We start from the raw sequence: 12,717 nt of genomic DNA, 5'->3' as shown, positions 1-12,717 counted from the left end.
GTCACGGGGACTTCACCAGTCGTGGACGGTCCCGTCCACGAGCCGGTTCACCGGCAGGTAGGCCTTCGTGTACTCGAAGGCGGATGCCGCCTGCTCGTCCAATTCCACACCCAGTCCGGGGGTGTCTCCGGGGTGCAGGAAGCCTCGGTCGAAGGTGAACGAGGTCTGAAACACCTCGAGCGTCTTCTCGTTGTGCGGCATGTACTCCTGGATGCCGAAGTTGTGGATCGCAAGATCCAGATGCAGCGCGGCGGCCATCCCGATCGGCGAGATGTCGGTCGGGCCGTGGATGCCGGACTTGATCCCGTAGATCGCGGCGAAGTCGAGCAGCTTCTTCATCGCGGTGATGCCGCCCGTATGCGTGACCGCCGACCGCACGTAGTCGATCAGCCGCTCGGTGATGAGCGTCTGATAGTCGTACACGGTGTTGAAGACCTCGCCGATCGCGAGCGGGGTCGTGGAGTGCTGGCGGACCAGCCGCAGCGCGCTCTGGTCCTCGCCCGGCGTGCAGTCCTCCAGCCAGAACAGATCGTACGGTTCGGTGTCCTTGGCGAACCTCGCCGCTTCGATCGGCGACATTCGATGGTGACCGTCGTGGAGGATGCGAAGCCCGGTCCCGAAGTCCTCGCGGATACGCTCGAAGATGCCGGGCATGTGCGAGAGATACGCCCGCGTGTCCCACGTCTCCTCGGTGGGAGCGACGGCTGCGGTGCCGTCTGCAGCTCGTTTCGCCGGCTCGTAGTCGTAACGCACCCCCGGCCCAGCCGAAGAGACGCCGTAGATCTGGCCGAGCCCCGGCACGCCGGTCTGCACGCGCACAGCGGTGAACCCCAGCTCCTGATAACCGGCGACGGCGTTCGCGAGCGCCGCGTAGTCGGTGCCGGAGGCGTGGGCGTACACCCGCACCCCCGACCGGTTCGCGCCGCCGAGCAGCTGGTACAGCGGCATCCCCGCCTTCTTGGCCTTGATGTCCCAGAGCGCCATGTCGACCGCCGCGATGGCCGCCATAGTGACGGGACCGCGGCGCCAATAGGGCCCGCGGTACAGGTACTGCCAGGTGTCTTCGATCCGATCCTCGTCGCGCCCGATGAGCGTCGAAGCGACGTGATCCGACAGGTACGAAGCGACCGCCAGCTCGCGCCCGTTGAGGGTCGCGTCCCCCCAGCCGACGATCCCATCGGCGGTCACGATCTTGAGCGTGACGAAGTTGCGTCCCGGACTCGTGATGCTGACATCGATGCTCTCGATAGCCATTTTTTCGCCTTTCGATTGCCGGGTGCGACCGCTGGTCGGTCGCACCCGGCGTGTCATTGTCGGATCCCGCGGATCACATCGCTGCGCGCGGATCGGTCAAGTCGCGGCCTGTCCACTCGGGCGCCCAGATCGCGACGATCAAAGTCGACAGGGTGAACAGCCCGAGCAGGATCATGACCGGGATCGCGCTGCCGGTCGCGGCGGCGACCCAGGCGGCGGCGACGATGGGGCCGACTCCGGTGGCGACGATCGCCGCCAGCTCACGGACGATCGCGGTGGCCGTGTAGCGGTTGCGCGCGCCGAAGATCTCGGGGATCGAGATGTTCTCGAGCGATGCGAGGCCGAGCACCGAGACGTTGTGGATGATGACGTATCCGAAGAAGATCCACCCGATCTGCTTCGAGTCGATGGCAAGCATCGTGGGCACGATGAGTACGAGCGAGATCGCCGACATGACGATGTACATACGCCGACGGCCGACCTTGTCGCCGAGCCACCCGACCAGCGGCACGGTCAGGAATCCGATGAGCGACGAGACGATGACGACCTGCGCTCCGACGCCCTTCTCCACGGCGAGCGTGATCGTGATGAACGAGATCAGGTACGTCTGGATCAGGCCGGAGTTGCCGGCTTGACCGAAGCGCAGGAAGAAGCTGACGAGGGTCGCCTTGATCGGCTTGCGCTCCAGCGACTCCAGAGTGCGGATGTCGCTGGTGGCCGTCGCCTGCTTGACCACCTCGGCGCGCGGCAGCGCTCGCCCGTCGACCACGTCGACGCGCTCCTCGAACACCGGGCTCTCTTTCAGGGTCAGCCGCACCCAGACGGCGAAGACCATGACGATCGCACTGGCGACGAACGGGATGCGCCAGCCCCACGAGATGACCTCGGAGTCGGTCATCACTGCAAGCAGGATGGCCCAGATCGCAGAGGCGAACAGCGTGCCGCAGTTGGTGCCGAGGGCAACCAGCGACGCGATGATCCCGCGCCGGTTCGGGGCCGCGTACTCGGCGAGCATGACGCCCGCCCCTGAGATCTCCGCTCCCGCGCCGAAGCCCTGCAGCAGGCGCAGCAGCACGAGCAGGATCGGGGCCAGGATGCCCACCTGCTCGAACGTGGGGAGGACGCCGATGAGCGTGGTCGCCGCCCCCATCAGGACGATCGTGTAGAAGAGCACCTTCCGGCGCCCGATCTTGTCGCCCAGGCGGCCGAAGTAGAGCGCGCCGAGCGGGCGGGCGACGTAGCCGACCCCGTAGGTCGCCATGGCAAGCACCACTGCCATCCCTGGGCTCTCGCCGGCGAAGAACAGCTGGCTGAACACCAGGGCGGCGGCGAGCGAATAGAGCTGGAAGTCCATGAACTCCAGCGCGGTGCCAAGCCATCCGGACAATGCGGCGCGGACGAGGTCGCCCATGCTGCGCTGGACGGTGGGCGGCGGCGCGGGCGCGTCCACGCTGGGGATGTCGGGCGTACTCATGATTACTCCTTCGTAATGGGTGCGGGACAGGGTCAGAGACCGAGGAGGACCTTGGCCGAAGCCGACGAATCGCGAGCCAGCGCGAACGCTGCGGCGGCGTCGGCCGCGGGGACGACATGCGAGATGACGCGGTCGAGATCGGCCGTCTCGGCGAGCAGCGCGACGGCGTCGTCGATCTCGGTCGAGAACCGGAAGGCGCCGCGCACGGTCAGTTCCTTCGCCAGCATCGGTGCCAGATTGACGCTGATCTCGGCATCGGCCAGCATGCCGACCTGAACGACAGTGCCCGCGCGTCGCACGGCTCGAATCGCCTGTGTGACGGATGCCGGAACACCGGAGCACTCGAAGACGATCTCGTATGACTCGTCCGCAATGTCGTCTCGCCCGACGAGGACGAATTCGGTCGCGCCGAGCGCCGCCGCACGTTCGAGCGGTTCGGTGCGCACATCGCTCACGGCGACCGTGGCGGCACCGGCATGCACGGCGGCGGCCAGGACGAGCAGTCCGATGGGGCCAGCACCGATGACGAGGACGCGCTTGCCGTGGACGTCGCCGGCCGATCCAACGGCATGGAGCGCGACGGCGAGGGGTTCAGCGAGAGCGGCGCGCTGGAGGGGCAGACCGTCGGGCAGGCGGCGGATCATGTGCTCCTCGACGAGGAGGTACTCCGCTGCTCCGCCCTGACGGTGCGGCATCGTCGCGGCACTGCCGAAGTAGTCCCCACCGGGCCGCAGGTGGGGCCGGTTCTCGAGCCCCGCGACGTCCGGCCCGTATCGGGCAGGATGGATGGTGACGGGGGTGCCCTTCGGGAGGCGCCCTGACGGGTCGAGATCGATGACGGCCGAGATCTCGTGACCCGGTGTCAGCGGCTCCCGGATGGTGTACTCGCCGTTCGCGCCGTGGAAGTAGTAGTGCAGGTCCGACCCGCAGATCCCGACGTACCTGACGCGGAGCCGGACCTCGCCGTCACCAGGGACGGGGAGATCCCGATCCTCCCAGCGGATGTCTTCCTTGCCGTGGATGGCGAGAGTCTTCATGGTTGCCCTGTCTTCGTGAGTCGTCGCGACATCGCGGCGCATCGGATCGATCGCATCCGTCGTCATGTCGACGGCCCCTGCAGGCTGTCGACGATCGCGGGTTCGGATGCCTCGAGGCTGTCGACGATCGCGGCATCGACACCGTCCCGCACGATCGTGTCGATCACGCCGCCGACCCGCTCGATGAACGGCTGCCGATCGGCCAGCTGCTCTCCGAAGAGCTGCAGGCCGGCGATCGCGTGCTCGGCGAGCGCCCGTCCAGTACGGGCCGGCAACGACAGACTCTGGAGGCGACCTCTGACGGGGTCGGTCATCGCCCGCGCGGACGATCCCGGTTCGAAGCCCTGAGGGGGAGCGATGCATGTCAGATACGCCGCCACGGTCAGCGCGATCATGTGCGGCATCTCGCCGCGATCGAGCATCAGAAGGGCAGGCCCGGGGATGCGCTGCCGAAGCTTGACCGATCCGTCCGTGCCCACCTGACTCGTGCGATGACCGAGTGCGCTGTTCCCCCACCGCAGGAACAGTTGGCGCTCATAGTCGTCGATGTCGACGCCGGTTGGCACCTGGATCGAGGGGGTGTACTCGCGAGCGAGCACCGTCCGCGCCGCACGCTCGATGTCCTCGTGCCCGACTGCTTCGGGAATCGTCCGCGCCCCTCGCAACGCGCCCAGGTAAGCGATGAGCGAGTGGGTCCCATTGAGCAGACGCACCTTCATCTGCTCGTATCGGTCGACCTCGGTGCTGAACACGGCACCTCCCCGATCCCACGCGGGTCGGCCGGCCGCGAAGTCGTCCTCGATGGCCCACATCGAGAAGGGCTCTGCGGGAACCGGGATCTCGTCCCGCACGCCGAGCGCCCGCGACACCTGCTCACGGAGCTCCGTGGTCGTCGACGGCACGATCCGATCCACCATGCTCGAGGGGAATGTGACGGCTTCATCGAGGTACGCCAGCGCTTCCGCGCCCTCTCCGTGCGGCAGCGCCTGAAGGAACTCGCGGACGAGCCGCTCGGTGTGATGTCCGTTCGCAGCCAGGTTGTCGCAGCTGAGCACCGTGAGGGGCGCGCCCGAGCTTGCTGCACGGCGCTGAAGACCGCGGACGAGTTGACCGATGGTCGACTGCGGCAGCCCGCCACCAAGGTCCGACGCCACCGCCGGGTCGGAGGTGTCGAGGTGTCCCGTCGAGGACGAGTAACTGTAGCCCTTCTCGGTGATGGTGAGGGTGACGATCCGGATGCCCGGGTCGGCGACACTCCGCATGACCCGCTCGACGTCGTCGCGTGCGACAAAAGCATCCGTGTGAACGCCGGGGACGGCCAACGGCGCTCCTTCCGGTGAGATGGTGGCGACCGTGTACAGCAAGTCCTGCGCGCGCATCGCGTCGACGATCGTGCGCGAGCGCGAAGCAACGCCGATGATCCCCCAGTCTCCGCCGTCGGCCGCCAGCGCGGCCGCGGTGTACACGGCCTGATGGGCACGATGGAAGTTGCCGAGACCCAGGTGCACGATTCCCGCCGCCTTCGGCGTTGCCTGCCGCGGAACGCGGACCGCCTGCGACCGGGACAGGCGCTGCGCGGGGCAGCGAGCGTCGTCACCCGGCACGGGGTCCGCGGCCGTTCCGGAATCGTCGACGATGGGCATGAAAACGATCATGAATGATTTGCACAAGCTTGTCAAGCACTTACATGCGGCGAGAATGGACCATGATGAGATTGTCCTCTCGAGGGCAGGAAGGCGACGATGGCTGCAACCTTGACCGAGGTGGCGCGGCGTGCGGGCGTGTCGATCGCGACGGCATCCCGCGCGTTCGGCGAACCGGCACGCCTCGCCAGCACGACGCTCGAGCGCGTACTGAACGCCGCAAGCGAACTGGGGTACGAGAATCCCCAGGCCGCAGCGACCTCCCGGTCGTTCGCGGTGATCGTCCCCGACGTCGCAAACCCGGTGTTCGCGAAACTCCTCAAAGGGATCCACACGCAGGCGTGGCACGGCCGCCACCGCACCGTGCTCTTCGACTCCGACGAAGACCCCCGCCGAGAACGCGAGCAGATCGAGCGCGCCCGAAAACTCGACGGCATGCTCCTGTGCTCACCGCGGCTGCCCGACGACGAGATTCGCGCACTCGTCGGCGAGACACCGCTCGTTGTCGTGAACCGGATGCTTCCCGGTGCGCCGTACGTCCTCATGGACACCGAGCACGGCCCGCAGCAGGCTATCGAGCATCTGGCCGCACTCGGGCACACGCACGTCGCATATGCGGCCGGCCCGCAGGGCTCATGGGCCGACGCGCGCCGGGCCGACACGGTGGCCAAGGCGTGTGAGCGATTCGACATCCGTCTGACCCGGCTCAGCCACCAAGAAGCGTCGATCCAGGGTGGGCGCGCGGCCGCAGCTCCGGCCGCCGCGAGCGGTGCCACCGCCGTCATCGCCTACAACGACCTGGTCGCGCTCGGACTCGAGGCCGGGATGTCAGACCTCGGCAGAACGTGTCCGGACGACATCAGCATCGTCGGCATCGACGACATCGACATCGCCGCCGCAGTCAAGCCCGCCTTGACCACGGTGCGCATGCCGATCGAGCGATGTGGTGCGCTCGCTGTTGAACTCCTCCTTCAGGCGATCTCCGATGGCACACGGCCTGAGGTCGCCACCCTCGAATCACAGCTCATCGTCCGAGGGTCCACGGCCCCTCCACCCGCGAATCACTGATCGGGTCGATCCGGCGGCGCGGCCGGCCCCCACACGGCGGGTTCCTAGGTGACGGAGATTACGCTCAGTGTCGGGACAGCGGATGCGAATGTGCGGCACTCTCCCCGCCCGTCTCTTGCCCACTGACTCCCGGAGCGACCGAATGACCAGCATCCAGCCCCCGACCGCTGCAGACCCGCGGACGCGACTGGCGCGCCTGCCCCAGCTGCAGCACTGGCTGCTGGTGAGCCTCATCGGCACGCTCGCGCTGCTGCTGCTCGGCTTCTCGGCGAAACTGCTGCCCGGGGTCCTGCCGACCGAGCTGAGGCTGGACGAGGCGCTGACCGATCACCAGTTCAGCGTCCTGAACGCGATCGGCATCGGGCTGTCGACGGTCTTCTCTCCTCCCGGGGCGGCCCTGATCCTGGCACTCTCGTTCATCTACCTTCTGCTCGTGCGGCGCTCTCCCGTCAACGCGTTCGCGTTCACGGGCGCTGCCGCGTTCGGCTGGCTGAGCACAGAGCTCTTCAAGATCATCGTGGCCGAACCGCGCCCGAACGGAGCGCTGCTCGACCACCCGCTGATGGCCGAGGTCGGCAACGACAGCTTCCCCAGCGGCCACACCGCGTTCATCGCATCGTTCGTGATCGCCGCGTATCTGCTGGCGCGCGGCACCCGGGCGCAGGGTCCGGTGGCAGTGGCCGGTGTCGTCGCCGTGGCCGTCATGGCCGCCGCCCGTCTGTACGTCAGCGGCCACTACCTCACCGACGTGATCGGCTCGGTGATCCTGGCGCTGACGGCCGCGGTGTTCTTCACCGGGCTGTGGAACCGCATCGGACTGGCCATCCTCAACTGGCTTCCGCTGGTCGGCAGACTGGGGCCGGTCCCCGCCCGCTGAGCAGACGTGGAACCCTGCGGGCCCGCGATATCTGGTTGACTCGGCACATGGACGAGCTGCCCGCGATCGTCGACGTCCACGGGACGCCGCTGCACAGCACCGCCGTCACCGACGAGTTCTCGTGCTGGGCCGCTGAGATCGCCGATGCCGGCACCGTCAGCATCCTCATCGAGCCGGCGGGGCCGCCCACGCCCGAGGCGATCGAGACCGCGGCGGGAGTGATCGCAGACTTCTCCCCGCTCGCCGAGGTCGCCGCCGCGTATCTGGTCGCGACGCTCACCGCGCCCGAGTGGGGGTTGGATGCCACGGACCTCGCGTCGCTGGCCGCCGCACCGTTCGACATGCCCGAGGCCGTCGTGTGGGAGGACGGCACGTGGATGCTGCGCTTCGCCGAGTGCGGTCTCGCGATGGGCGACGAATACGGCATCGGCGTGAACTTCGTCGGCCGGCAGCCGCTGGGCGTCGAGGACCTCTCCGAGGCGGACGACGCCTGACGCGGCCGCTCCAAATCGCCAGTGCGGTCAGTCCAGGCTCACCTGACTCAACTCACCGCGCGAGGCGACACCGAGCTTGCCGAAGACGTTGCGCAGGTGGAAGTCGATCGTGCGGGGGCTGACGAACAGCCGGGCTGCGGCATCCTTGTTCGACAGGCCCTGCTGGATGAGGATGGCGACCTGCCGCTCCTGGGCGGTCAGGTCGGTGGCCGTCGAGGCGTCGCGGCGTCGAGCGGTCTCGCCGGATGCCCGCAGCTCCTGCGCGGCCCGTGTCGTCCAGGGCGCGGCGCCGAGCCCCTCCGACGCGGCGAGCGCCGTGCGCAGATGCGAGCGGGCGTCGACGCGCCGCCGGTTGCGGCGGAGCCACTCGCCGAAGGCCAGTTCGGTGCGGGCGCGCAGCGGCGTGCGCGGCGAGTCCGCACCTGCCGCGAGTGCCCGCTCGAAGTGCTGTTCCGCGTCGTCGTCGGCCGCGAGGACTGCCCGCCCGTGCTCGACGAGGGAGATCGCCGCCGGGGACTGCACGCCGTCGGCGAAGCTCACGATGTCGTCGAGCCATCGTTCGCCGACCTGACGCTGATCGTTGCGCGCAGACAGCTCGAAGACGTCGGGGGCCGCAAGGCGTCGCAGCCACGGCGCACGGACCTGGTCGAACAGGTGCAGGGCGGTCTCGGGCGCATCGATCGTCCGCAGGGCGCGCGTCCAGTGCAGGAGGTCGACGACGAGACCGTCGGTGATGCCGATGGGATGGCGGTCGCGGATCCGTGCAGCCCGGTCCAGGTGATCATCGGCGGCGTCTTCGCCGCGCAGCGCCGCGATCAGGGCGAGTTCGGCATTGGGCAGCGCGGTCATACCGATGTGGCTCGTGCTGGCGGCCAGCGGGAGCGCTTCGGTGGCGGCCGCTGCGGCCTTCGACCAGGCGCCGGTCGCGATCTGGGGGTAGAAGCCGCGGGTGAGGGCATGCTCGATCCTGGTCAGGGCGCCCGCTCGGCGGGCGGCGACCAGCTGCTCCTCGTGCAGGCGGAGGCACCGTCGATCGTCGTCGACGAGCAGCGCAGCCATGCCGAGGTTCGGCTGCAGCACGTCGTCGTCGACCGAGCGGGCGTCGGTGAGCGCGAACGCCTCGCCGAACCATGCCGTAGCCTGCTTCCAGTCGCCGGCGGCGACAGCCGCGAAACCGTGCATGAGGGCGCCCGTGGCGCTTCCCCGCGATGCGGACTCCGTCACCGCAGCGCCGAGCACGGCCTCCGGATCGACGCCGGGTGCTGACCGGGCTCCGAATGCGGTCAGCGACGCCGCGAGCATCGACAGCCCGAGCGTCATCTCCTCGTCGACGCCGGCGGCGACCTGGGCGGCCTGCACGATCAGGTCGTACCCGTCATCGAGCGAACGGGTGTTCCAGGCGACCTGGCCCTGCAGCGTCAGCAGCTGCGCGCGCAGACGCGGCTCGGTGATCAGCTGCGCGGCGGACGCTGCCAAGGCATCTGCCCGGGACGGGTGTGCGCCGAGCCAGGCCGAGGACGCCGCCAAGTAGAGCCGCCGGCCCCGGTCTTCGCTTCCGGCGGTGAGCTCGGCGGCGCGACTCCACGCGGCTGCCGCCGCCTCGTGCCCGCCGCGAGAGGCAGCGCCCTGCGCGACCGTGTCGAGGGCGGCGACCACCTGCTCATCCGGCCGGTCCGCGGCAGCAGCGAGGTGCCACGCGCGGCGGTCGGGATCGTCGTGCAGAGCATCTGCCAGAGCGCCGTGGACGGCGCGGCGTGCGGTGCTCGTCGCAGCCCGGTAGACGGCAGAGCGGACCAGGGGGTGGTACATGGACACGACCTCGTCGTCGATGCGCAGCAGCCCCGACCGTTCCACGGCATCGAGCGCGTCGCCGCCCGCGTCGAGTCGTTCGGCCGCGGCGCGCACGACGGAGAGTCGGCCGGTGTCGTCGGCTGCGGCGACGAGCAGCAGTTGCTGGGCGGCGTCGGGCAGCCGTCGGTGTCGGTCGATGAACGCACGCTCCACCCCACCCGCAGACGGCAGCGGGTCGGGCAGCGGCGCACGTCCTGCCAACTGGTCGTGGTCGAGGGCGGACGAGAGCTCGAGCAGCGCGAGCGGGTTGCCGCCGGTGGCGAGCACGAGCCGATCCCGGACCGCCGGATCGACGGCGCAGCTCTCGCCCGCAGCGCCCGACAGAAGCGTGTCGGCGTCGGCACCCGCCACACCGGCGAGGGTCAGTGCAGGCACGTCGGGCGCGTCGAACCCGTGCGCGTCGCCGTCGCGCGCGGCGAACAGCAGCGCCACCCGTTCGGCGTCGAGCCGTCGAGCCACGAACAGCAGCGCCGCAGCCGACGCATCGTCGAGCCAGTGGGCGTCGTCGACGACCACTGTCACGGGCGCGGTCTCACTCGCATCCGAGAGCAGACTCAGGGTGGCCAGGAACGTGAGATACCGGTCGCCGTCGCTGGTCGTCTCGCCCAGTGCCGCGCGCATCGCCGTCTGCTGAGGTGCCGGCAGCGCACCGAGACCGGTGCGCAGAGGCCGCACGAGTCGTTGGAGCGCGGCGAAGGCCAGCGGGGACTCGGATTCGACGCCCGACGTGCGCAGGACCGTCGCGCCGACGGCCCCGTCGGCGACGGCATCGGCCAGGAGCGCCGATTTGCCGGACCCGGCCATGCCCCGCACCACGAGCGCCCCGCCGTTGCCCGCACGCGCGCGGTCCAGCAGCGCGGTGATCGCCGCGCGTTCGTGGTCCCGTCCCGCCAGCACACCCCGATCGTAGCGACCCGGCGGGATACGCGGATTCGAAGAACCTGGCGATTCCGCCGGTGTGAGCGACCCCGCTCCGAAGCGATCCTGGCGGAAGCCTCGACCGCTTCCATCCGAAGGAGAACATCATGTCATCGCACACCACCGCACATCCGTCCCCGCATCACGATCGATCTGCGAGCGACGCCGCCCAGACCTCGGATGCGCCGGCGCGGCATCCTCATCCCCCGCGGCGCTCATGGACGATCTTCACGCTGATGATCGCAGCGCAGTTCATGGTGATCCTCGACGTGTCGGTCGTGAACGTCGCACTGCCGTCGATCGGCCTTTCGCTGCAGCTGTCGTCGGCCGAGTTCCAGTGGGCGGTCAGCGTCTACGTGCTGCTGTCCGGAGGGCTGCTCCTGCTCGGCGGACGCATCGCCGACCTCTTCGACCGGCGCGGCGCGTTCCTGGCCGGCATCGGGCTGTTCACCGCGGCCTCATTGGTGAGCGGTCTCGCAGACGGCGCGCTCACGCTCATCCTGGCGCGCGCCGCGCAGGGGGCCGGTGCCGCCCTGCTCACGCCGGCAGCGCTGTCGATCATCATGACCGCGTACGCCGGCAGGCAGCGGCAGACCGCACTTGCGATCTGGGGAACCGTGGGAAGTCTCGGCATCGCAGCCGGTGTGCTGTTCGGCGGCGCGCTGACCAGCGCACTCGGCTGGCGTGCGGTGTTCTTCATCAACGTGCCCATCGGCGCGGCCGTGGTCGCCGGCACGCTGTACTGCGTGACCCGTGGCCGGTCTCAGGCCGGGGCGCTGCGCAGGCTCGATGCGCCGGGGGCCCTCACGCTCGTCGGCGGACTGCTGGCGCTCGTGTTCGGCATCGAAGCGACCCGCTCCGCCGGGTGGGCCGCACCCATCACGTGGATCGCGCTCCTGGTTTCGGCCGCCCTGCTCACGACGTTCGCTCTGATCGAGCGACGTGCGGCCCACCCGCTGGTGGCACCCGCGATCTGGCGCGTCCGATCTCTCGTGTCCGCATCCGCCGTCATGGCCGGAGTCACCGGAGCCGTCGTCGGCGCGATCTTCCTGTCCTCAGTGCACCTGCAGGGCGCCCTCGCCGCGTCACCGATCGTCGCAGGTCTCGAGTTCCTTCCGCTGGCCGCCGCGATCACGATCTCGGCGACGGTGGCGTCGAAGGTCATCGGACGAGTGGGGCCCCGCATCCTCATCCTCATCGGCCTCGCCATCATGGCCGCCGGCGTCCTCCTGCTCGCGGCGAACGCCGACGGTGCCTCGTATGCCGCGCACGTCCTGCCGGGCTTCCTCGTCACCGGAGCCGGCGTCGGCCCCATGTTCGCCGCCATCGCGGTCGCCGCGATGCGCGACGTGCCCGGTGACAAGGCGGGACTCGCCTCAGGTCTCATGATGACCGGCCACGAGATCGGTGCCGCCGTGGGCGTCGCCGCACTCACCGCCGTGGCCGGCGACCTCACGACGAGGGCGGGACTCATCGACGGCTACTCGCACGCGTTCCTCGTGGTGGCCGGTGTGCTCGCCGCCCTGTTCGTGCTGACGCTGCTTGCCGTCCCGGGCGGCAAGTCCGCGGCAGCCGGCCACGGTGCGCACGGTCCGCACGGCGGGCACGGTCACTGATCGATGCTGCACGGCACACCCCGCACCTTCATCGGCACGACCACCTTCGCTGTGACCGGCATGACCACCGCCGACAGCGGACGTGCGGTCTCCCGGCAGATCGCACGTCTGCCCGGCGTCGCCGCCGTGACCATCGACGCCGCGTCCGGCACCGTCACCGTCACGGTCGCCGAGCCGGTCGATCGCGCCGACATCGCCGCCGCGATCGAGGACGCCGGCCACACCCTCATCCCTTGATCACCCGGCGGGCGGCACCCGCCATCACCCATCCGCTGCCAGAAAGGCATCCATCATGACGACCATCCGCACCCGCCTGACCCGCACCATCACGACCGCACGACGCCCGCTCCGCACGGCGCGCGAGCATCACGCCGCGCGCATCGAGTCCGATCGGCCGCTCGTCCGTGCACCACAGGCGCCGACGACGGCGTACGGCTCGGCCTTCCGCCAGCACATCCTCTGACACCACGAACCTGAAAGGACGA

11 protein-coding genes are annotated in these 12,717 nt (G+C 69.5%); 6 read left to right on the top strand and 5 right to left on the bottom strand.

What is annotated here, in order from left to right; genetic code table 11:
* Positions 1-12: 12 nt before the first annotated feature.
* From manD to AC3RX0_RS12035, 4 genes are all read right to left on the bottom strand, one after another.
* Positions 13-1,254, bottom strand: coding sequence for a D-mannonate dehydratase ManD (gene manD / locus AC3RX0_RS12050; RefSeq protein WP_491506219.1), 1,242 nt, complete (start codon positions 1,252-1,254; stop codon positions 13-15).
* A 73-nt stretch (positions 1,255-1,327) separates the two neighbouring features.
* Entirely contained in the window at positions 1,328-2,728 is a 1,401-nt protein-coding gene (locus AC3RX0_RS12045) for an MFS transporter (RefSeq protein ID WP_491506218.1), read from the bottom strand.
* 32 nt (positions 2,729-2,760) lie between these two features.
* Positions 2,761-3,765, bottom strand: coding sequence for a zinc-binding dehydrogenase (locus AC3RX0_RS12040; protein WP_491506217.1), 1,005 nt, complete (start codon positions 3,763-3,765; stop codon positions 2,761-2,763).
* A gap of 62 nt (positions 3,766-3,827) precedes the next feature.
* Complete coding sequence (locus AC3RX0_RS12035) at positions 3,828-5,408, bottom strand: mannitol dehydrogenase family protein (RefSeq protein ID WP_491506216.1); 1,581 nt, start codon at positions 5,406-5,408, stop codon at positions 3,828-3,830.
* Positions 5,409-5,507: 99 nt separating this feature from the next.
* Between AC3RX0_RS12035 and AC3RX0_RS12030 the strand changes: the two genes are divergently transcribed.
* The 3 genes from AC3RX0_RS12030 to AC3RX0_RS12020 all read left to right on the top strand — a co-directional run bounded on the left by AC3RX0_RS12030 (position 5,508) and on the right by AC3RX0_RS12020 (position 7,847).
* On the top strand, positions 5,508-6,476 hold the full coding sequence (locus tag AC3RX0_RS12030; protein WP_491506215.1) for a LacI family DNA-binding transcriptional regulator: 969 nt from the start codon (positions 5,508-5,510) through the stop codon (positions 6,474-6,476).
* Positions 6,477-6,618: 142 nt separating this feature from the next.
* Positions 6,619-7,353, top strand: coding sequence for a phosphatase PAP2 family protein (locus AC3RX0_RS12025; RefSeq protein WP_491506214.1), 735 nt, complete (start codon positions 6,619-6,621; stop codon positions 7,351-7,353).
* Positions 7,354-7,400: 47 nt separating this feature from the next.
* The gene (locus tag AC3RX0_RS12020; RefSeq protein WP_491506213.1) at positions 7,401-7,847 is read left to right on the top strand and encodes a hypothetical protein; all 447 of its coding nucleotides are present in this window, start codon (positions 7,401-7,403) and stop codon (positions 7,845-7,847) included.
* Positions 7,848-7,874: 27 nt separating this feature from the next.
* Here AC3RX0_RS12020 and AC3RX0_RS12015 read toward each other — a convergent pair whose 3' ends face one another.
* On the bottom strand, positions 7,875-10,595 hold the full coding sequence (locus AC3RX0_RS12015) for an AAA family ATPase (RefSeq protein WP_491506212.1): 2,721 nt from the start codon (positions 10,593-10,595) through the stop codon (positions 7,875-7,877).
* A 257-nt stretch (positions 10,596-10,852) separates the two neighbouring features.
* Here AC3RX0_RS12015 and AC3RX0_RS12010 point away from each other — a divergent pair, with 257 nt between their 5' ends.
* Genes AC3RX0_RS12010 through AC3RX0_RS12000 form a run of 3 tightly spaced genes read left to right on the top strand, consistent with a single transcriptional unit; the run spans position 10,853 to position 12,695 of the window.
* On the top strand, positions 10,853-12,232 hold the full coding sequence (locus AC3RX0_RS12010; protein ID WP_491506211.1) for an MFS transporter: 1,380 nt from the start codon (positions 10,853-10,855) through the stop codon (positions 12,230-12,232).
* A gap of 3 nt (positions 12,233-12,235) precedes the next feature.
* Positions 12,236-12,469: a heavy-metal-associated domain-containing protein gene (locus AC3RX0_RS12005; protein WP_491506210.1), complete on the top strand. Its 234-nt coding sequence runs from the start codon at positions 12,236-12,238 to the stop codon at positions 12,467-12,469.
* A 55-nt stretch (positions 12,470-12,524) separates the two neighbouring features.
* Positions 12,525-12,695 (top strand): hypothetical protein, encoded by a 171-nt coding sequence (locus AC3RX0_RS12000; protein ID WP_491506209.1) that lies wholly within the window; start codon positions 12,525-12,527, stop codon positions 12,693-12,695.
* Positions 12,696-12,717 lie beyond the last annotated feature (22 nt).

Source organism: Microbacterium sp. W1-4-2 (assembly GCF_058349885.2).
This window is presented reverse-complemented; position numbering and strand designations above follow the sequence as displayed.

Bases quoted from the DNA above. Each gene is read 5' to 3' on its own strand.
- manD (WP_491506219.1), bottom strand. From the start codon at position 1,254: ATGGCTATCGAGAGCATCGATGTCAGCATCACGAGTCCGGGACGCAAC.
- AC3RX0_RS12045 (WP_491506218.1), bottom strand. From the start codon at position 2,728: ATGAGTACGCCCGACATCCCCAGCGTGGACGCGCCCGCGCCGCCGCCC.
- AC3RX0_RS12040 (WP_491506217.1), bottom strand. From the start codon at position 3,765: ATGAAGACTCTCGCCATCCACGGCAAGGAAGACATCCGCTGGGAGGAT.
- AC3RX0_RS12035 (WP_491506216.1), bottom strand. From the start codon at position 5,408: ATGCCCATCGTCGACGATTCCGGAACGGCCGCGGACCCCGTGCCGGGT.
- AC3RX0_RS12030 (WP_491506215.1), top strand. From the start codon at position 5,508: ATGGCTGCAACCTTGACCGAGGTGGCGCGGCGTGCGGGCGTGTCGATC.
- AC3RX0_RS12025 (WP_491506214.1), top strand. From the start codon at position 6,619: ATGACCAGCATCCAGCCCCCGACCGCTGCAGACCCGCGGACGCGACTG.
- AC3RX0_RS12020 (WP_491506213.1), top strand. From the start codon at position 7,401: ATGGACGAGCTGCCCGCGATCGTCGACGTCCACGGGACGCCGCTGCAC.
- AC3RX0_RS12010 (WP_491506211.1), top strand. From the start codon at position 10,853: ATGATCGCAGCGCAGTTCATGGTGATCCTCGACGTGTCGGTCGTGAAC.
- AC3RX0_RS12005 (WP_491506210.1), top strand. From the start codon at position 12,236: ATGCTGCACGGCACACCCCGCACCTTCATCGGCACGACCACCTTCGCT.
- AC3RX0_RS12000 (WP_491506209.1), top strand. From the start codon at position 12,525: ATGACGACCATCCGCACCCGCCTGACCCGCACCATCACGACCGCACGA.